The organism is Streptomyces sp. 2114.4 (genome assembly GCF_900187385.1).
Taxonomy (GTDB): domain Bacteria; phylum Actinomycetota; class Actinomycetes; order Streptomycetales; family Streptomycetaceae; genus Streptomyces; species Streptomyces mooreae.
Genome location: NZ_FYEY01000001.1, coordinates 4,907,866 through 4,926,273, shown reverse-complemented (window position 1 = coordinate 4,926,273; position 18,408 = coordinate 4,907,866). Strand labels below are relative to the sequence as shown.

Here is an 18,408-nt window from a genome sequence, read left to right as displayed (position 1 = left end):
CTGTGACTCCTGCGGCGGGCCCGCCGACAACGTGGGGCGGCGCCCTACCGGGCCAGGAGACCATCGATGATCTTGGCCCATTGCTCGACCACCCGATCGCGACGGGTCGTGTCGTCCGTCAACAGATTGGCGAGGCCGAGGCCCCGGGCCATGTCGAGCAGTCCCTGGACCGTTTCCCGGACGCCGGGCACCGCCTCGTCGGCGTCGAGCAGGGCCACCGCCGTGCGGTGCGCCTCGCGGCCGACCTTGGCCTCCAGGGCGGTGACCCGGTCGCGTAGCTGCTCCTCGTCGGAGGCGGCGACCCACAGGTGGAGGGCGGCGCGGAACAGCGGGCCCGTGTAGAGGCCGACCAGCTCCTCGACGATGATCCAGGTGCGGGCCACCGAGCCGGCCGGCGGCAGATTGCGGGCGACGGCCTTGACCGCGCCCTGCCGCTTCTCGGCGACGTGCTCGACGGCCGCGGTGAAGAGGTCTTCGCGGGTGCGGAAGTGGTGCTGCGCCGCACCCCGCGAGACGCCGGCGCGCTCGGCGACCACGGAGACCGTGCTGCCGCTCCAGCCGCGCTCGGCGAGGCAGGAGACGGCGGCCTCCAGCAGTTTGAGGCGGGTGGCGCGGCTGCGTTCCTGCTGGGGCTGTTTGGGGCCGCGGGCCGGGGTCACCGCGCCCATGCCGGGGCCCGCCGTTCCAGGAAGGCGGTCATGCCCTCGTGGGCCTCGGCGGAGCCGAAGAGCCGCGCGGACTGTTCGGCGAGCGCTTCGGTGTCGCGGTCGAAGGCGGCCAGCACCTCCGCGGTGACCAGCTTCTTCGACTCGGCCAGGCCCTGTGGTGAGCCCTTGCGCAGCCCGTCCAGTACGGGCGCGAGGCCGGTGTCGACATCGTCGGCCGCGAGGGTGACCAGGCCGATCCTGGCCGCCTCCGCCGCGCCGAACTTCTCGCCGGTCAGGTAGTAGCGGCCCGCGGCGCGCGGGTCCAGGCGCGGCAGAAGCGGCAGGGAGATGACGGCGGGGGCGAGGCCGAGGCGGGCCTCGGTGAACGCGAAGGTGGTGTCAGGGCCCGCCACGGAGATGTCGCAGGCGCCGAGCAGGCCGAGGCCCCCGGCCCGGACGTGTCCGGTGACCCGGGCGACGACCGGTTTGGGCAGCGCCACGATGCTGCGCAGCAGCCGGGCCAGGCCGAGCGGTCCGTCCTTCGCCGAGCCCGAGGTGGCCTCGGAGAGGTCCGCACCGGCGCAGAACGTGCCGCCGGTGTGGGTGAGCACGACGGCGCGGGTGGCGTCGTCGGCGGCGGCGTCGGCGAGGGCCTGGCCGAGTTCGGCGACCAGGCGGGTGGAGAGGGCGTTGCGGTTGTGCGGGGAATCCAGGGTGAGGGTGGTGATGCCGTGCTCGTGGGAGCGCGGGACCAGGGTCGTGGCGGGTGCGTCGGTCATCGGGGCGTCGAGCTCCTTTCCCTGGCGCGCAGTTCGCGCCGCAGGATCTTTCCGGTGGTGGCGCGCGGCACGCTCTCCAGGAATTCCACGCGGCGCACTTTCTTGTAGGGGGCGACCTGATCGGCAACGTATGCGATGACCTCGTCCTCGCTCAGGCTGGCCCCCCGCTGCCGGACCACGAACGCCTTGGGCACCTCGTTGCCGTCCGCGTCCACGACGCCGATGACCGCCGCGTCGGCGATGGCGTCATGCCCGAGCAGCAGCGCTTCGAGATCGGCGGGGGCGACCTGGTAGCCCTTGTACTTGATCAACTCCTTGACCCGGTCGACGACATACAGCCAGCCGTCGTCGTCCGTCCGCCCGACGTCGCCGGTGTGCAGCCAGCCGTCGGGGTCGATCATCGCGTCGGTTTCGGCGGGCCGCCCCAGATAGCCCTTCATCACCTGCGGGCCGCGGATCAGGATCTCGCCGCTCTCCCCCGGCGGCACGTCCTCGCCGGTCGCCAGGGACACCAGGCGCATCTCGGTGTTGGGGATCAGCTTGCCGACGGCGCCGGGCGGCGGGTCCGTCGCGTCGAGGGGGACGCAGTGCGTGCCCGGCGACAACTCGGTCATGCCGTACGCCTGCAGGACCGGCGGCAGGCCGAGCCGCCGGGAGCAGGCCGCGGCCAGCTCGGCGTCCAGGGGTGCGGCGGCGGAGACGAGGTAGCGCAGACAGGAGAGGTCGTAGTCGGCCACCAGGGGGTGTTTGGCGAGGGCGAGGACGATCGGGGGCGCGACGTAGACGGCCGTGATGCGGTGTTTCTCGATCGCGGCGAGGAACTGCCGCAGGTCGAAGCGGGGCAGCACCACGACGGTGGCGCCGTTGCGCAGAGGTGCGTTCATCAGGGCGGTCAGCCCGTAGATGTGGAAGAAGGGCAGCACCGCCAGCACCCGGTCGTCCGGGCCGCTGGAGACCAGCGGGGTGAGCTGGGCGAGGTTGGTGGCGATGCTGCGGTGGGTGAGCATCACGCCTTTGGGGGTGCCGGTGGTGCCGGAGGAGTAGGGCAGGACGGCCAGGTCCTCGGCCGGGTCGAGGGTGACGGACGGTTCCGGGTCGGTGCAGGCGACGAGGTCCTGGACGGAGCGGTGGCCCTCGGCCCGGTCGCAGACCAGGATCTCGGCGATCCCGCCGGCCTGATGTGCGGCGGCGCGCGCGGTGTCCAGCAGCGCCGATACGGTCACGATCCAGCGGGCCCCGGAGTCGCCCAGCTGCTTGGCGAACTCGCCCTCGGTGGCCAGCGGATGAACGGTGGTGACCGCCGCCCCGCAGCGTGAGGCGGCGTAGCAGACGACGGGGAAGAGCACGCTGTTCGGGCTGTGCAGGGCCAGCACCTCGCCCTTGCGGACCCCGGCAGCGGCGAGGGCGGCCGCGAGCCGGCGGCTGAAGTGGTCCAGCCGGTCGTAGCCGAGGGTGGTGCCGTCGAGCCCGTCGATCAGGGCGGGCCGGTCGCCGTACTCCGCCGCCCGCCCGAGCACGGCGTCATGGATCGGCAGTTCTACGGGCGCGACATCGGCGTACTCGCTGCGGAACACGTGGGGTGCGCGGGATGTACGGGACGCGTGGGACACCATGCCGGGGCCTTTCCCTTCGAGGGTGGGTACGGCGGGGCGGTGCGGTGCGGGTGCCGGCGATGCGGGTATGGGGCCGGGCGGTCGGCCGTGCCCATGAGTTCTCCCCCCTCACAGCACTGGACCAGCAGCCTTCAGAGGGTGTCAGCGACACCAAGAACAATCAAGCGTGCTTGCATAATTCGCGGCGTGCACCAAGGCCCCGCCCGGTCACGTTCCCGACGGTCGCCCCTTCCCCCGTAGGCTCAACGGCGCCAGTACGGCGAACGGCCCACCCCGAATGCCCCGGGGCGGGCCGTTCGCTCATCGCTGTTCGGCTACTGGTCGAACCGCCCCCAGTCGACGGCAAGCGTCGAGGCGTCGTCAAGGTGGCTCATACTTGATCCCTTATCTCTGCGATGCGAGCGCCGGAACGTGATCGAGCGCCGCTGCTGCCACATCACTGCCAGGTGGCTGTCTCGGGGTCGATCCCGTGAGCGCGAGCGCACTCGTCGATGCTTTGCCGGAACCAGGAGGCCAGCCCGGCCCGGATTCCGTCGTAGTGGGCAGAGAAGCCAGGGTCGGACTCGAACATTCTCCCCAGGCACACCTGCATCTGTCGCGTGAGCGGGAAGAAATGGGAAAATACTTCGCGGTGGCGTTCGACGAGCGCGTTCGCTTCCGGGCCGCCCGGAAGGAAGCCCTGATCGAGGGCGTTGCCCAGATCGAGCTGCAGCGTGGACATCGCCGCGGAGAGCGACTGCCATTGCTCCCGTGTGCGGGAAGCGGACCGCTCGGCGAACTGCGCCCATTGCGCAGAATTCCCCCACACGGTGCGGGCCTGCCGGGATCGATGGGCGTCCCAGTCCGCCCCGAAGATCTCCGACTGCGCTTCATCGTTGAGGAGGATGCCCCGCTCGTGCGCCTCGGTCATCCGTTCCAGGCGCTCGTCGAGCTGCTGCAGGTCCTGGATGCGCTCGGCGAGCTGGGCACGCTGCTCACGCAAGGTAGCGCCGATGTCCGCCGTCGCGTCATCGAGAACCTCGCGCACCGCGTCCAGCCCGAGACCGGCCTCCCGGTATGCGACGATTCGATGCAGCCGTTGCAGGTCCGCGTCGGTGTACTGGCGATAGCCGGCGGTGGTGCGCACGGACGGCGCCGCCAAGCCGATCTCGTCCCAATGATGAAGCGTGCGGACGGTCACCCCCACCAGCTCAGCGGCCGCGCCCACCGTGACGCCGTCACGGCTGTCGCGCTCGCGTTCAACCATGGACACCATTGTGGCCCCCCTCCTCCGATCCCGGGGCGAAGACTCCGACCGAGGCGAGATCATGCGCTTCCTGGCTGTCAGGATCGAACTCCTGCGCCGCGGTGAACACGACCCGCGCGCCCTCGGGGGTGATCACCTCGACGTCACGAGTACGCCACGGCGTATCCCGCGGCCCCGTCACGCTGCCCGGCACGAGCTCCGAACACGCCTCGACGAGGGGATCGATCTCGCTCAGCACGCATAAGAAGCTCACACTCATCGTCGGCACTTCGGGCACCTCGGCACCGGCCTCCGCAGGAACGAGCAGGACATCCTGGAACGCCCACCGGCGCAGGTGGACCACCTGCCCCGGGATGCTGAACAGTTCGATGAAGCCGAACCCTCGCACCCAGAAATCCGTCGACGCCGCCAAGTCCGACGTCGGAACCGTCACGAACACCGGCATCGCGTAGATGCCGCGGAACACCTCTGGTGCAACCGCCTTCGGCCCACGCTCGGATACGGGGCCCATTTCGAATGCGTTGAAGAAATCGCTCATGCCGTCTACCGTCCACCCTCACGCAACGTGAGGGTCAAGCCCACTTCGTGAACCGGCGCACCGGCACCGGCAGCATGGCGCGCTCAGTACGACTTGGGCAGGCCCAGTGACTGGTGTGAGATGTAGTTGAGGATCATTTCGCGGCTGACCGGGGCGATCCGTGCCACCCGGGCGGCGGTGATCAGGGAGGCGAGGCCGTACTCCTGGGTGAGGCCGTTGCCGCCGAGGGTGTGGACGGCCTGGTCGACGGCGTGGACGGCGGCCTCGGCGGCCGCGTACTTGGCCATGTTGGCGGCCTCGCCCGCGCCCATGTCGTCGCCGGCGTCGTAGAGGTGCGCCGCCTTCTGCATCATCAACCGGGCGAGTTCCAGCTCGATATGGGCCTGGGCGAGGGGGTGGGCCACGGCCTGGTGGGCGCCGATGGGCTCCTTCCACACCTGGCGGGTACGGGCGTAGTCGAGAGCCCGGCCGAGGGCGTAGCGGCCCATTCCCAGGGCGAACGCGGCGGTCATGATCCGCTCCGGGTTGAGCCCCGCGAAGAGCTGGAGGAGCCCGGCGTCCTCGTCACCGACCAGCGCCTCGGCGGGCAGCCGGACCTCGTCCAGGGTCACTTCGAACTGCTTCTCCGGGGCGGCGAGTTCCATCGCGATCGGGCGGCGGCCGAAGCCGGGGGTCTCGCGCGGGACGATGAACAGGCAGGGCTTGAGGCGGCCGGTGCGGGCGTCCTCGGTACGGCCGACGATCAGGGTCGCGTCGGCGATGTCGACGCCCGAGATGAAGACCTTGCGGCCGTTGAGGACCCAGTCGCTGCCCTCCTTGCGGGCGGTGGTCGTGATGCGGTGCGAGTTGGAGCCGGCGTCCGGCTCGGTGATGCCGAAGGCCATCTTGCGGGAGCCGTCGGCGAGGCCGGGCAGCCAGGTCCGCTTCTGGTCGTCGGTACCGAACCGGGCGAGGACCGTGCCGCAGATGGCGGGCGAGACAACCATCATCAGAAGGGGGCAGCCGGCCGCCCCCAGCTCCTCCAGGACGAGGGAGAGTTCGACGATGCCGCCGCCTCCCCCGCCGTACTCCTCGGGGAGGTTGACGCCCAGGTAGCCCAGCTTGGCGGCCTCCGCCCACAGTTCGTCGGTGTGCGTGCCCTCGGCCACGACCCGGGTGACGTAGTCGCGGCCGTAGCGTTTGCCGAGCGCGGCGACGGCGTCGCGCAGGGCGCGCTGTTCCTCGGTCTCGATCACACGGTTGCTCATGACACTGCTCATGGCGGCTCCTTGTGTGCGGTGGGTGAGGTGCGGTGGGTGAGGTGCCGTGCGGTGAGGTGCGGTGACGTGCGGTGAGGTGCGGTGCGGTGGGTCAGCCCGTCTCGGTCGCCTCGGCCGTCTCGGATGCCTCGGCCGTCTCGGCCACCACGGCCAGCAGGGCCCCGACCTCCACCTGTTGTCCGGTGCGGACGGGCAGCGCGGAGAGGGTGCCGGCGGCCGGGGCGGTGATCTTGTGTTCCATCTTCATCGCCTCCAGCCAGAGAAGGGGTTGGCCCGTCTCGACCCGGTCGCCCTCGGTGAGGCCTTCCGCGATCCGTACGACCGTGCCGGGCATCGGCGCCAGCAGCGAGCCGGGCTCCGTACGGGCCGTGGGGTCGGGGAAGCGGGGCAGGGCGGTGAAGGCGTAGGAGGCGGGCGCGGTGGCGGGCGCGCCGGGGGCGGGGGGCGCGTCGACGTGGACCCGGTCGCCGTAGCGGGCGACCGTGAACGGCCGGCGCAGGCCGTCGGCTTCGAGCACCACCTCGTCCGGCCCGAGGGCGAGCAGCCGGACGCCGGGGAAGTCCTCGGCCGACAGCCCGTCGCGGCCCAGCCGGTAGCGGATCTCGTACGCGGTGCCGGTGCCCGCGCAGGTGTAGGTCTTGGTCTGCGGGCCGGAGGGGACGTTGCGGAAGCCCCCGAAGCGGGAGCGGCCGTGGGCGTCGGCGAGTGCCGCGGCGAGCGCGAAGAGACCGGCCCCGGCGTCGGCGGGCTCGGTCAGTGCGGGGAGGTTGCGGTCGTAGAAGCCGGTGTCCAGCGCCGCGGGGTGGGTGAACTCCGGGTGGCGCAGGGAGCGTACGAGCAGGTCACGGTTGGTGACCGGGCCGTGGATACGGGCCCGCTCCAGGGCGCCGGCGAGTTTCCGTACGGCCGCGTCCCGGGTGGGTGCCCAGGCGATGACCTTGGCGAGCATCGGGTCGTAGTGGACGCCGATGGTGTCGCCGTCGGTCACCCCGGAGTCCAGGCGGACGCCGTCGGGCAGCTCCAGGCGGTGCAGGGTGCCGGTCTGCGGCTGCCAGCCGGCCGCCGGGTCCTCCGCGTACAGCCGCGCCTCCACGGCGTGTCCGTGCGGGCGCGGCGGTTCGGCGTCCAGGGGGTGGCCCTCGGCGATGCTCAGCTGGAGGGCGACGAGATCGAGGCCGTGGACGGCCTCGGTGACCGGGTGTTCGACCTGGAGGCGGGTGTTCATCTCCAGGAAGTACGCGCGTCCGTCCGCCGAGACCAGGAACTCCACGGTGCCCGCGCCCCGGTAGCCGATGGCGCGGGCGGCCTGTTCCGCCGCTTGATGGAGGGTGGTGCGCAGCTCGTCGGAGAGTCCGGGGGCCGGGGCCTCCTCGATGACCTTCTGGTGGCGGCGCTGGAGGGAGCAGTCGCGGGTGCCGAGCGTCCAGACCGTGCCGTGCGCGTCGGCGAGGATCTGCACCTCGACATGGCGGCCGCCCACGACATAGGGCTCGACGAACACCTCCCCGTCGCCGAACGCCGCCGCCGCCTCGCCCTTCGCCGCCGTCAACTCTTCGTCCAGGGCGCCGAGTTCGGTGACCAGACGCATTCCTCGGCCGCCGCCGCCCGCCGCCGCCTTCACCAGCAGCGGCAGATCGGCCTCGGTGGCCGCCGCGGGGTCAAGGGGGGCGAGCAGCGGCACCCCGGCCCCGGCCATCAGCTCCTTGGCCCGCGTCTTGGACGCCATGGCTTCGATGGCGGCGGGTGGCGGCCCGATCCAGGCCAGGCCCGCTTCGGTCACCGCGGCGGCGAAGGCGGCGTTCTCGGAGAGGAAGCCGTAACCGGGGTGGACCGCGTCGGCGCCCGCGGACCGCGCGGCCCGCACCAGCAGATCGCCCCGCAGATAGGTGTCGGCCGGGGCCTCGCCCGGTAGCCGTACGGCGGTGTCCGCCTCGCGGACGTGCGGGGCGTCCGCGTCCGCGTCCGAGTGCACGGCGACGGTGGAGACGCCCAGTTCACGGCAGGTGCGGAAGACCCGCCGGGCTATTTCGCCGCGGTTGGCGACAAGGAGGGAACGGATCACTTCTGCCTCACATCCGGAAGACGCCGAAGCCGCCCCGCGCGCCCTCGACCGGCGCGTTGTGGAGGGCGGACAGACACAGGCCGAGGACGGTCCGGGTGTCGCGCGGGTCGATGACACCGTCGTCGTAGAGCCGCCCCGACAGGAACATCGGCAGCGACTCCGACTCGATCTGCTGCTCGACCATGGCGCGCAGCCCGGCGTCCGCCTCGTCGTCGTAGGGCTGCCCCTTGGCCGCGGCCGAGGCGCGGGCGACGATCGAGAGCACCCCGGCCAGTTGCTGCGGCCCCATGACGGCGGACTTGGCGCTCGGCCAGGCGAACAGGAACCGGGGGTCGAAGGCGCGGCCGCACATGCCGTAGTGCCCGGCGCCGTACGAGGCGCCCATGAGGACGGACAGATGCGGGACCTTCGAGTTCGACACCGCGTTGATCATCATCGCGCCGTGTTTGATGATGCCGCCCTGCTCGTACTCCTTGCCGACCATGTAGCCGGTGGTGTTGTGGAGGAAGAGGAGGGGGATGTCGCGCTGGTTGGCCAGCTGGATGAACTGGGCGGCCTTCTGGGACTCCGCGCTGAAGAGCACGCCCTGGGCGTTGGCGAGGATGCCGACCGGGTAGCCGTGCAGCTCGGCCCAGCCGGTCGCCAGGCTCGGCCCGTAGAGCGGTTTGAACTCGTCGAAGTCCGAGCCGTCGACGATCCGGGCGATGACCTCGCGGGGGTCGAAGGGTGCCTTGAGGTCGCCGGGGACGAGGCCCAGCAGCTCTTCCTCGTCGTACGCGGGGGGCGCCGCGGGCCCCGGATCGGGCTGCGGTTTGCGCCGGTTGAGGCGGGTGACCACCCGCCGGGCCTGGCGGAGCGCGTCCGGCTCGTCCACCGCGAAGTAGTCCGCGAGCCCGGAGGTGCGGGCGTGCATCTCGGCGCCGCCCAGCGACTCGTCGTCGCTCTCCTCGCCGGTCGCCATCTTCACCAGCGGCGGCCCGCCGAGGAACACCTTCGCCCGCTCCTTGACCATGATCACGTGGTCGGACATGCCGGGGACGTAGGCACCGCCGGCGGTCGAGTTGCCGAAGACCACGGCGACGGTGGGGATGCCGGCCGCCGACAGCCGGGTGAGGTCGCGGAACAGCGCCCCGCCCGGGATGAAGATCTCCTTCTGGCTGGGCAGATCGGCGCCGCCGGATTCGACCAGCGAGATCACCGGCAGCCGGTTGGCGAAGGCGATCTCATGGGCCCGCAGCGCCTTCTTCAGCGACCAGGGGTTGCTGGCGCCGCCGCGCACCGTCGGGTCGTTGGCGGTGATCAGGCACTCCACACCGGCGACGGTGCCGATGCCGGTGACCAGCGAGGCCCCGACCTGATAGTCGCTGCCCCAGGCCGCGAGCGGCGACAGCTCCAGGAACGGGGTATCGGGGTCGAGCAGCAGCTCGATCCGCTCCCGGGCGAGCAGCTTGCCGCGCCCCCGGTGCCGGGCGACGTACTTCTCCCCGCCGCCCGCGGTCGCCTTGGCGTGTTCGGCCTCGACCTCGGCGAGCTTGGCGAGCATCGTCTCCCGGCGCTCCGCGTACTCGGCGCCCGCCGTGTCAAGCCCGGTTGCGAGCACGGTCAAAACAACACCTCCGGTATGTCCATGTGTCGCGCGCGCAGCCACTCCCCCACGGCCTTGGCCTGCGGGTCGAACCGGGCCTGGGCCGCGACGCCCTCGCCGAGCAGCCCGTGGACGACGAAGTTGAGTGCGCGCAGATTCGGCAGTACGTGCCGGTCGACCGGCAGCTCGGCGGCCTCCGGCAGCAGCTGCCGGAAGCGCTCGACGGTCAGCTCATGTGCCAGCCAGCGCCAGGCCCGGTCGGTACGGACCCACACCCCGACGTTCGCCGAGCCGCCCTTGTCGCCGCTGCGGGCACCGGCGACCAGGCCGAGGGGCCCGCGCCGGGTGGCCCCGGCGGGCAGCGGCTCGGGAAGCTCCGGATCGGGCAGCCTTTCCAGCTCCCGGGTGGCGGATGTGGCGGATGCGGGTGGGATGGCGACCCGGGTGCCGTCCGCCAGTACGGCCACCTGCGGCACCCCGGCCGCGTCCACCGACACCGCCTCGAAGACCCCGTACGGGGTTCCCCTGCCGGGCGGCGCGGTGACGTGGAAGCCGGGGTAGCTGGCCAGCGCCAGCTCGACCGCGGCGCCGCTGACCACCCGTCCCACCGCGTCCTGGTCGGCGTCCCGCACCACCAGCCGCAGCAGCGCGCTCGCCTCCTCCTGGACCTCGGCGTCCGCGTGGTCGGTGCGGGCCAGCGTCCAGCGCACCTCGGCCGGCCGGTTGCCCGCCGCGTCGAAGGCCGCCTCCATCTGCCGGCGCACCAGCACGGCCTTGGCCGTCACATCCAGCCCGGTCAGGACGAAGGTGACCTCGTTGCGCCAGCCGCCGAGGCGGGTCAGCCCGGTCTTGAGGGCCGGCGGCGGCGCCTCGCCGCGCACCCCGCTGATCCGGACCCGGTCCGGCCCCTCCTCCACGAGCCGCACGGTGTCCAGCCGCGCCGTCACATCGGGCCCGGCATAGCGGGCACCGGACGTCTCGTACAGCAGTTGGGCGGTGACCGTGCCGGTGGTGACCGCGCCGCCGGTCCCCGGGTGCTTGGTGATCACCGCGCTGCCGTCGGCGGCGATCTCGGCCAGCGGGAAGCCGGGCCGCAGCAGGTCATGGGCGCCGAAGAAGGAGTAGTTGCCGCCGGTGGCCTGGGCGCCGCATTCGAGGACGTGCCCGGCGGCCACCGCCCCGGCCAGCTGGTCCCAATCCCCGGGCCGCCAGCCGAAGTGCGCCTGGGCCGCGCCGCTGACCAGCGCGGCATCGGTGACCCGCCCGGTCACCACCACATCCGCACCGGCCCGCAGACACGCCGCGATCCCTCCGCCGCCCAGGTAGGCGTTGGCGGTCAGCACCCCTTCGCCCCACCCCCCGCGTGCCAGCAGATCATCGCCCTCCACATGCGCCACGCTGACGGACACCCCGACCTTGTCCGCCAACTTCCGTACGGCGTCGGCGAGTCCGGCCGGGTTCAGCCCGCCCGCGTTGGCGACGATCCGCACCCCGCGCTCGACGGCCAGCCCGAGCCCGTCCTCCAACTGCCGCAGGAAGGTCTTGGCGTAGCCGCGCGCGGGGTCCTTCAGACGGTCCCGGCCGAGGATCAGCATGGTCAGCTCGGCGAGATAGTCGCCGGTCAGGACGTCCAGGGGGCCGCCGGTCAGCATCTCGCGCAGCGCATCGAAGCGGTCGCCGTAGAAACCGGAGGCGTTGCCGATACGGAGGGTGGCGGGGTCGACGCCGAGGGGGGAGGGGGGCGATGCCGGGGGCGGGGTGGTTGCGGTGGAGGGCGGGGTGTTGGCCGTGGGGGGCGTGCCGTGTGTGGGGGTGGCGTCGCTCACGGGGTGCCGCCCTTCCCGGACGGCTCCCGGCTGGCCTTCCCGGACGGCTCCCGGCCCTTGCCCGGCGGGCCCGCGAAGGCCTGGGCGATCCCCAGCCACCGTTCCGCGTCCGCCCCTTCGGCCCGCAGGGACGGCAGATCGGCACGGTGCGCCCGTTGGGTCACCAGCAGGCAGAACTCCAGCGCGTCCCCGGTCACCCGCTGCCCGGCGTCCGCGGGGCCGTACTCCCATACCGCGCCGTCCGGCCCCCGCAGCTCGACCCGGAACTCCTCGTCGGGCGGGGTGAGTTGATGCGTCGCATAGGCGAAGTCACGGGTCCGCACCCCGATCCGGGCGATATGCCGCAGCCGGGCGGTGGGCCGGCAGCCGGCCCCCAGCGCGTCGGCCACGTCCTGGCCGTGCGCCCAGGTCTCCATCAGCCGGGCGGTGGCCATCGAGGCGACGCTCATCGGCGGGCCGTACCAGGGCAGCTTCTCGCCCGCCGGACGGGCGGCGAGCGCCCGCAGCAGCTCTTCGCGGCCGTCGCGCCAGCCGGCCAGCAACTCGGCGGGCGGCACCTTCGCCCCCTCCTCGGCAGCCTCGTCGACAAAGGTCAGCGGCGACGCCAGCGCCTCCCGCGCGGCCCGCGCGAACCCCTCCGGGTCGGTGGCCGAGAGCAGGGCCTGCCGGTCGGTCCAGGCGAGATGAGCGATCTGATGGGCGACGGTCCACCCCTCGGCGGGCGTCGGGACCGCCCAGCGCGCCGCCGGCAGCCCGGCGACCAGTGCGTCCAACTCCTCGCTCTCCGCCCTGAGATCGGCCAGTACGGCGCCGGGATCGGACACGCGACACTCCCCTCATCGACGCGACTGCCGTAACGGCAGGGCGTGTTGGCATGCGACGACGGCCGCGGCGCAGGGCGGCGGCCCGTCGGTGTGGTGCGGGTGCGGTGTGGTGCGGGTGCGGTGCGCTCCGAGCGTGGCAGCGCCGACAGAAACAATCAAGCACGCCTGCATGATTTTCTGATCCATCGATACCTTCGAGCCACGGCATGGCGCGGCCTGGCCACCCGCCACGACAAGACACCGGACCGCTACCCGGCGGGGCTTCCGCTGCACGGACCGATCAGCTGGCTCCGCAGCATCCACCCCGCCTGATCACGGCTCCTTACAGGTTCTGGACCCGGCGGCTTACCGGTCCGGACCCCGGCGGCTTCACAGGTCCTGGCCCCGGCGGCCCGCTGCGGAGGCGAAGCCCAGCCAGGTGTGCCGGTTGCCCGCCCAGCACCAGCCCACCTTGGGGGCGTTGCGGCGCTCGCGGCCGTCCCGCCCCGTGCCGTTACTGATCCAGATCGCCGGCGTGCGGGCGTCCAGCGCGCCGTTGGCTTTGCGCAGCCGGGACCCGATGGTCATGAAGCAGTGGTTGCGCTCCAGGACCGCGGGCTGCTGCAGCACCCAGTGGATGCCCTCGGTGAGCAGCAACGGGGTGCGGGCCTTCGCCGTGAGGGCGGGCAGCGCCTCGTCCGGACTCCAGTTGGCCAGCTGGTCGCCGCGGTCGAGGCCGGTGAGGAGGTAGAGCGGGGCATCGGGCAGCGCGACCGTGTCGAGCGAGGCGAAGAGGTCGACGTCGGGCATGTCACTGACGACGAAGCCCGGCTTGCCGTCACGGCGGAGCAACGGCGCGAGGACAGAGGCAGGGGCCTGAGCCGGGTGGACGGCGAGCAGGGCCGCCCCGTCGCTCGCACGGCATTCAGCGGCCTGGGTGAAGGCCCGAAGATCGGCGGTGGACAGCCCTGCCACCTCGTGCACCCCCAGCTCGATGAGGCGCTCGGCCTGTGCGCTCAGGGCCGGGAACACGGGGAGAGCGGTGGAGGAAACGGGCGTGGTTTCGGGCACGATGCTCCTAGGAAAGCAGCGGGGATGGGCCCGGGACCAACGAAACGACCCCGCCAGAACGTTCCCGCTCCCGGTGCTCCGCCTCGTTGATCACCTGCCGGGGTGCGCCGAACCGCGCCAGGTAGTGCCACACCTTCTTGACCGCCTGCGGGTCATGACGACCGGTCCTGGCGGCGTCTCCCACGAGGCGCGGATTGAGCACGTCACCGACGGCGATCTGCGCGCCCAGGTCGATGACCTCCTGGCCCCGGTAGGCGGGATGCCGGCGAAGCTCTTCGACCGTGAGCCGGAAGCCGGAGTGCCATTCCACGGGGCACGGAAGCCGACCTGCAGCGTCCTCGACGGCCGTGCCTCGGTAGCAGCGGTCCAGGACCAGGGCCTCGACGTCGCGATCGAGGCGTACCGGTCCGTGCACCTGCGCTTCGATGCAGTCGTCGAGGGCGTCCCGATGGTCGGCCAGGGCCCGCTCGATGAGCCCCATGCGCGCTGCGGTACCGAAGTCCGAGGGCTCCAGGCAGCTGTCCGGATAGCAGAACGTCGTCCGCTCCAGCGTCCGGGCGGTAAGCCGGAAGTGGGAGGAGCCGAAGCGCGGCGCCGCGCCGACGGGATTCCGGCCGAAGTTCAACGCCCCATAGGCGGGCCGCTCGCCGGCCGCGGCGTTGTCGTAGGCGCCGTTGAAGATCCGGCTCTCCCACCGCCACCGGTCCCCACCGGGGTGGGCGGTCAGGCCGCCGTTGCTCGTTCCGGTGACGAACTGTGAGACATAGGCACCGCACTCAGCCAGGGAGTCAAGGATCGGCTTGCCGCGCGTCAGACGGTCCGGATGAAAGTTGAGGGTCACCCGCAGCACCGGATCTACCGGCGGACCGGACGACAGCCCGGCCACATGGCCAAGAGCCCGCTCCTGCGGTGTCTGGATGGCGTCGAAGCTCATGCCCGGAGTGTCCCCGAGCTGACCAACCCGCGCACACAGGATTCCGCACCCTCGTTCCTGAGGGCGCGCCGCCCCCCCCGCTCAGCGGGGGCCGGCGCACACGCTCACTGGGACCCCGCCCCCGCGCTCCGTACCGCCCCCACACTCGCGACCACGACCAGCCCGATCGCCAGCACCTCGGCCCAGCCCAGCGACTGGTGCAGGACGAGGAACCCGGCGGTGGCCGCGGCGGCCGGCTCCAGGCTCATCATCACGGCGAAGCCGGAGGCCGGGAGCTTGCGCAGGGCGAGGAGTTCCAGGGTGTAGGGCATGACGGACGACATCAGGGCGACGGCGGCGCCCAGCCCCAGCGTGACCGGGTTCAGCAGGGCGGCACCCGCGCTGACGATGCCGAACGGCAGGCTGAGCAGCGCCGCGACGGTCATCGCCAGCGCCAGCCCGTCCGCCTGCGGGAAGCGCTGCCCCGTACGGGCGGACAGCAGGATGTAGGCGGCCCACAGGCCACCGGCCGCCAGCGCGAACGCCGCGCCGGTGAGGTTGAGTCCGTCGAAGCCCTCGCGTCCCAGCAGCACCACGCCACCGAGAGCCAGCGCCGCCCACACCAGGCTGAGCAGCCGGCGGGAGGTCGCCACCGACAGGATCAGCGGCCCAAGGAACTCCAGGGTGACCGCGGCTCCCAGCGGGATGCGGTCGATGGCCTGGTAAAAGAGCGAGTTCATCCCGGCCAGTGCGACGCCGAAGGCGAGCACCGTGGCCCAGTCGCCCCGCGAGTGGCCGCGCACCTTGGGACGGCAGACGGCCAGCAGCACCAGCGAGGCGACGACCAGCCGCAGGGTGACCACGCCCAGCGCACCGGCCCGCGGGAAGAGCAGCACCGCCACCGACGAGCCGAACTGCAGCGAGACGATCCCGCCGATGACCAGCGCCACCGACACGAGCCGCCCGCGGGCACCCGACGCCCCGGCGGTCCCGACGGTCCCGGCCTGGGCCTCCGCCGTCAGCACCTCGGGCGAGGGCGGCACGGGGTGCGGAATCCCCCCGTCGTCGCCGGCGGACACGGTGTGGACGGGAGCGGCGGGGAGACGGCCATCGGGGCTCTCGGACGATGCATTCACGCCACCACGCTACGGGGCCTTCTTCCGGTCCGTGAAATGCCTTTTCCCCTGTTGTTATGCTCCCCACGCATGAGCATCGAGCTGCGTCATTTCCGCTGCTTTCTGGCCATCGCCGACACCCTGAGCATCACCCGTGCCGCCGAGCGCCTGCACCTGACCCAGCCGGCCGTCTCCCGCACCCTGCGCCAGCTGGAAGCGGAGCTGGGCCTCCGGCTCGTCGACCGCACCACCCACCACCTCGCGCTCACCCCCGACGGCCTCTCCTTCCGCGACCAGGCCGCGATCGCGGTCACCGCCTTCGACCGGGCACTCGGCCACGCACCGCACACCGCCTGGCCGCTGCGCCTGGGCCACGCCTGGTCGGCCGCCGGTACGGACACCACCGCGCTGCTGCGCCGCTGGCACGAGGAGCACCCGGCGACCCCGCTCGAACTCCTCCGCATCGACGACCGCACGGCCGGTCTCGCCCGCGGCGATGTGGACGCGGCCCTGCTGCGCGGCGAGGTCCGCGCCCCCGGTCTGATCACCGACCAGCTCACCACCGAGCCCCGGGTCGCCGGGCTCCCCGCCGACGACCCGCTGGCCCACCGCACCGCCCTCTCCCTCACCGAGCTGACGGACCGCACCATCGCCCTCAACACCGTCTCCGGCACCACCACGCTCGACCTGTGGCCCGCAGCAGCCCGCCCCGCCTCCACGATCACCATCGGCAACACCGACGACTGGCTGGCCGCCATCACCGGCGGCCGCGCCGTGGGCGTCACCACCTCCGCCACCGCCGACATGCACCCCCACCCGTCCATGGCGTACGTCCCGCTGACCGACGCCCCGCCCGTCCCGGTGGTCATCGCCTGGCGCGACGGCCCGGGACACCCGCGGATCCCGGACCTGGTCAGACTGGCCCACGAGGTCATGGGGAGGGCGGCGGGCGGGGCGCCACCGCGCACCGGCGGATAGGAACCGTCCCGTATCCCCCGTGGGATGCAGCCACCGCCTTCGCTCCATAAGCTCGTAAGGAGCCGGAGGAAACGCTCACCGGCCGGCGGAACGTCCCATCCATGCTCCTGATGCCCTGACGTGGAGTCCTTCATGACCACACCGCGGGACCTGTTGTTCGTCACCATGGACATGGAATCCAGTCGCACGGTGGAGCGCGGCAATCTGTCGCTCGCGCTCGCGGGCGCCGAGCTGATCGACCTCCTGGAGGCGCAGGCCGTCAGCCTGGACGGCGACCGCATCGTGCCGGGCTACCGGCCGTCCGTGGCCGACCGCCTCATGGACGAGGCCGCGTCGTCACTCGACCAGCAACCGCCGTACGAGTCGGTCGACGACTGGCTGTGGCGCAGAGGCCGGGGCCTGTCCACGGCCTACCTGTCCGCCTTTGAGTCGGAAGGTCAGCTCACCCGGCAGCCCCGCAAGCGCTGGCTCCCCTTCCGGTCCGGCGGCGAACTGACACTGGCCGATTCGCCCGCCCGCCGCGCGGCGGCGGCCCGCTGGACCGCGGGCGAGCCCGTCCTCGCGGCCCTTGCGGCGGCCCTCAGGCTCCGCGACGAGCCGGCGGAAGAGCCCGCGAACGTGGCTGACGAAGCGGTGGAGACCGTGCTCGCCACCGTCACCGACGCGGTGAACGAGCTGGAATTCGAACGCCAACGGCGAGCCATCGACGAAGAGGCCTTCAGCAACATCTGGCGAGGCCCGGGCGGATGACGGCCGGGCCGCGCACGAACGCCGCGTCCGGCCTGCCGCACCACCCGCCCACTTCCTGCCGTCTCCCGCCTACTGCCCACCGCCTACCGCCCCGGGCATGCGTAATCCGTTCGCACCCGATGCGGACTGCACGCGATCAGGTTGAGCGACAGGAAACGACCACCGGTCACCCACCACCCGCCGACCCGGTCCTCACCGGCGGACAGCGCCCGCACGGTTTCCTCGTGCGACGGCTCCCCCGGATACGAGCCGACGAAGACGTCGGCATACTGCGCGAGTTGCCCCGCATACCAGTCGGCCCCCTCCTTCGGTTCGTCGAACGTCGCCTCGATCCGGGAGGCCGGCTTCAGCAGCCAGTCCGCGCACTCCAGCGGCATCACCTGGGCGGAGCGGAACTCCGGGTGGTCCGGGCGCCGGTGAGCGTCGCCCGGCTTCACGAGCACGTCGCCACTGCCGAGCCAGACATAGGCGTGGTGGTGGGGTCCAGGCATCTCTCTCCCTACTGCGAACGCCTTGCTTGCACGGTCTTGCCTGCACTGATCCGAACGGGCGGCCCACGCCCCGGTTACGGGACGAGGGCCGCCGGGTCCACGGGCTACTGGCGGCCGCAGCCTTCGCCGTCGCCGCAGCCTCCGTTGGGGTTGCCGCCCTGGTTGTCGTCCTCATCGCCGCCGTACTTGACCGGATCGAGGCGGTATCGCATGGTGCTCTCCTCGGGTGCAAAGTCGCCGCGCGGTCGGTCCGCGCGCCGTCGTGCCCTTGCGAGGGCCCCTCGTGGGCCCGCCCGCTCCGGCCGTGTCCTGCCAGGGAATGGCGGCCGGGGCGGGAGTTTTCGTAAGGCGGCCGTGGGTCTGACGAAGCGCCGGTCCAGCAATCACGTCGGCCATCGGGCCACCCGGAGCCGCGACCCGTTTCCTCTTCGCGGCTACTGCTGGTGCCTCGCGCGGTGGCGTTCGATGAGGACGTCGAAGTCGGTCACCTTGCTGCGATCCCGCGCCGCTGCGGCCTGCTTGCGGCCGCGCTCCAGGTCCTGACAGGCCTTGCACTCCTGCATGACAGACGGTGCCGCGGACGCGGGGCGGGATCCGGAGATAGCCATGCAGATGCCTCCATCGGGCGTCGTCGGACCGAGCGCAGCGGCCGATTCCATCCCAACGGGACGGGGCTACGCAGGATGGCGACGCTAGAGGCGTCGGGTGCGCCGTCGCCAACAATGTGCATCG

17 protein-coding genes are annotated in these 18,408 nt (G+C 72.3%); 2 read left to right on the top strand and 15 right to left on the bottom strand.

The features are described from left to right. Positions 1 to 44 precede the first annotated feature (44 nt). The 13 genes from CFW40_RS21770 to CFW40_RS21710 all read right to left on the bottom strand — a co-directional run bounded on the left by CFW40_RS21770 (position 45) and on the right by CFW40_RS21710 (position 15,367). The gene (locus tag CFW40_RS21770) at positions 45 to 668 is read right to left on the bottom strand and encodes a TetR/AcrR family transcriptional regulator (protein WP_088799463.1); all 624 of its coding nucleotides are present in this window, start codon (positions 666 to 668) and stop codon (positions 45 to 47) included. Next, the gene (locus CFW40_RS21765; protein WP_088799462.1) at positions 656 to 1,426 is read right to left on the bottom strand and encodes an enoyl-CoA hydratase family protein; all 771 of its coding nucleotides are present in this window, start codon (positions 1,424 to 1,426) and stop codon (positions 656 to 658) included. Before CFW40_RS21765 ends, CFW40_RS21770 begins: the two co-directional genes overlap by 13 nt. Continuing rightward, entirely contained in the window at positions 1,423 to 3,039 is a 1,617-nt protein-coding gene (locus CFW40_RS21760; protein ID WP_256331343.1) for a 4-coumarate--CoA ligase family protein, read from the bottom strand. Before CFW40_RS21760 ends, CFW40_RS21765 begins: the two co-directional genes overlap by 4 nt. Positions 3,040 to 3,475: 436 nt before the next feature. After that, positions 3,476 to 4,285 (bottom strand): MerR family transcriptional regulator, encoded by an 810-nt coding sequence (locus tag CFW40_RS21755; RefSeq protein WP_218136791.1) that lies wholly within the window; start codon positions 4,283 to 4,285, stop codon positions 3,476 to 3,478. Next, positions 4,278 to 4,823 carry a glycosyltransferase gene (locus CFW40_RS21750; protein WP_088799460.1) on the bottom strand — a complete coding sequence of 182 codons (546 nt, stop codon included), beginning with the start codon at positions 4,821 to 4,823 and terminating at the stop codon, positions 4,278 to 4,280. The genes CFW40_RS21755 and CFW40_RS21750 overlap by 8 nt, the downstream gene beginning before the upstream one ends. 83 nt (positions 4,824 to 4,906) lie before the next feature. After that, a complete protein-coding gene (locus CFW40_RS21745) occupies positions 4,907 to 6,070 on the bottom strand; it encodes an acyl-CoA dehydrogenase family protein (RefSeq protein WP_088802277.1) in 1,164 nt (387 codons plus the stop codon). Between the two features lie 103 nt (positions 6,071 to 6,173). Next, positions 6,174 to 8,144: a biotin carboxylase N-terminal domain-containing protein gene (locus CFW40_RS21740; protein WP_088799459.1), complete on the bottom strand. Its 1,971-nt coding sequence runs from the start codon at positions 8,142 to 8,144 to the stop codon at positions 6,174 to 6,176. 7 nt (positions 8,145 to 8,151) lie between these two features. Continuing rightward, positions 8,152 to 9,750, bottom strand: a complete 1,599-nt coding sequence (locus CFW40_RS21735; RefSeq protein ID WP_088799458.1) for an acyl-CoA carboxylase subunit beta — start codon at positions 9,748 to 9,750, stop codon at positions 8,152 to 8,154. After that, the gene (locus tag CFW40_RS21730; RefSeq protein ID WP_088802276.1) at positions 9,747 to 11,432 is read right to left on the bottom strand and encodes an acyclic terpene utilization AtuA family protein; all 1,686 of its coding nucleotides are present in this window, start codon (positions 11,430 to 11,432) and stop codon (positions 9,747 to 9,749) included. The genes CFW40_RS21735 and CFW40_RS21730 overlap by 4 nt, the downstream gene beginning before the upstream one ends. Positions 11,433 to 11,551: 119 nt before the next feature. Next, positions 11,552 to 12,379, bottom strand: a complete 828-nt coding sequence (locus CFW40_RS21725; RefSeq protein ID WP_088799457.1) for a TIGR03084 family metal-binding protein — start codon at positions 12,377 to 12,379, stop codon at positions 11,552 to 11,554. Positions 12,380 to 12,748: 369 nt separating this feature from the next. Then, positions 12,749 to 13,429 (bottom strand): DUF5701 family protein, encoded by a 681-nt coding sequence (locus CFW40_RS21720; RefSeq protein ID WP_088799456.1) that lies wholly within the window; start codon positions 13,427 to 13,429, stop codon positions 12,749 to 12,751. A gap of 7 nt (positions 13,430 to 13,436) precedes the next feature. Then, positions 13,437 to 14,363 carry a DUF3626 domain-containing protein gene (locus CFW40_RS21715; RefSeq protein ID WP_088799455.1) on the bottom strand — a complete coding sequence of 309 codons (927 nt, stop codon included), beginning with the start codon at positions 14,361 to 14,363 and terminating at the stop codon, positions 13,437 to 13,439. A 104-nt stretch (positions 14,364 to 14,467) separates the two neighbouring features. Continuing rightward, entirely contained in the window at positions 14,468 to 15,367 is a 900-nt protein-coding gene (locus CFW40_RS21710) for a DMT family transporter (RefSeq protein ID WP_256331752.1), read from the bottom strand. 180 nt (positions 15,368 to 15,547) lie between these two features. Between CFW40_RS21710 and CFW40_RS21705 the strand changes: the two genes are divergently transcribed. After that, the gene (locus tag CFW40_RS21705; RefSeq protein ID WP_088799454.1) at positions 15,548 to 16,435 is read left to right on the top strand and encodes a LysR family transcriptional regulator; all 888 of its coding nucleotides are present in this window, start codon (positions 15,548 to 15,550) and stop codon (positions 16,433 to 16,435) included. Positions 16,436 to 16,567: 132 nt separating this feature from the next. Further along, positions 16,568 to 17,185: a GPP34 family phosphoprotein gene (locus tag CFW40_RS21700; RefSeq protein ID WP_088802274.1), complete on the top strand. Its 618-nt coding sequence runs from the start codon at positions 16,568 to 16,570 to the stop codon at positions 17,183 to 17,185. An 83-nt stretch (positions 17,186 to 17,268) separates the two neighbouring features. On the opposite strand, the gene CFW40_RS21695 is transcribed toward CFW40_RS21700, so the two are convergent. Both CFW40_RS21695 and CFW40_RS37200 read right to left on the bottom strand, forming a co-directional pair. Next, positions 17,269 to 17,676, bottom strand: coding sequence for a hypothetical protein (locus CFW40_RS21695; protein WP_088799453.1), 408 nt, complete (start codon positions 17,674 to 17,676; stop codon positions 17,269 to 17,271). A 434-nt stretch (positions 17,677 to 18,110) separates the two neighbouring features. After that, positions 18,111 to 18,284 carry a hypothetical protein gene (locus CFW40_RS37200; protein WP_176956263.1) on the bottom strand — a complete coding sequence of 58 codons (174 nt, stop codon included), beginning with the start codon at positions 18,282 to 18,284 and terminating at the stop codon, positions 18,111 to 18,113. Between the last annotated feature and the right edge of the window lie 124 nt (positions 18,285 to 18,408).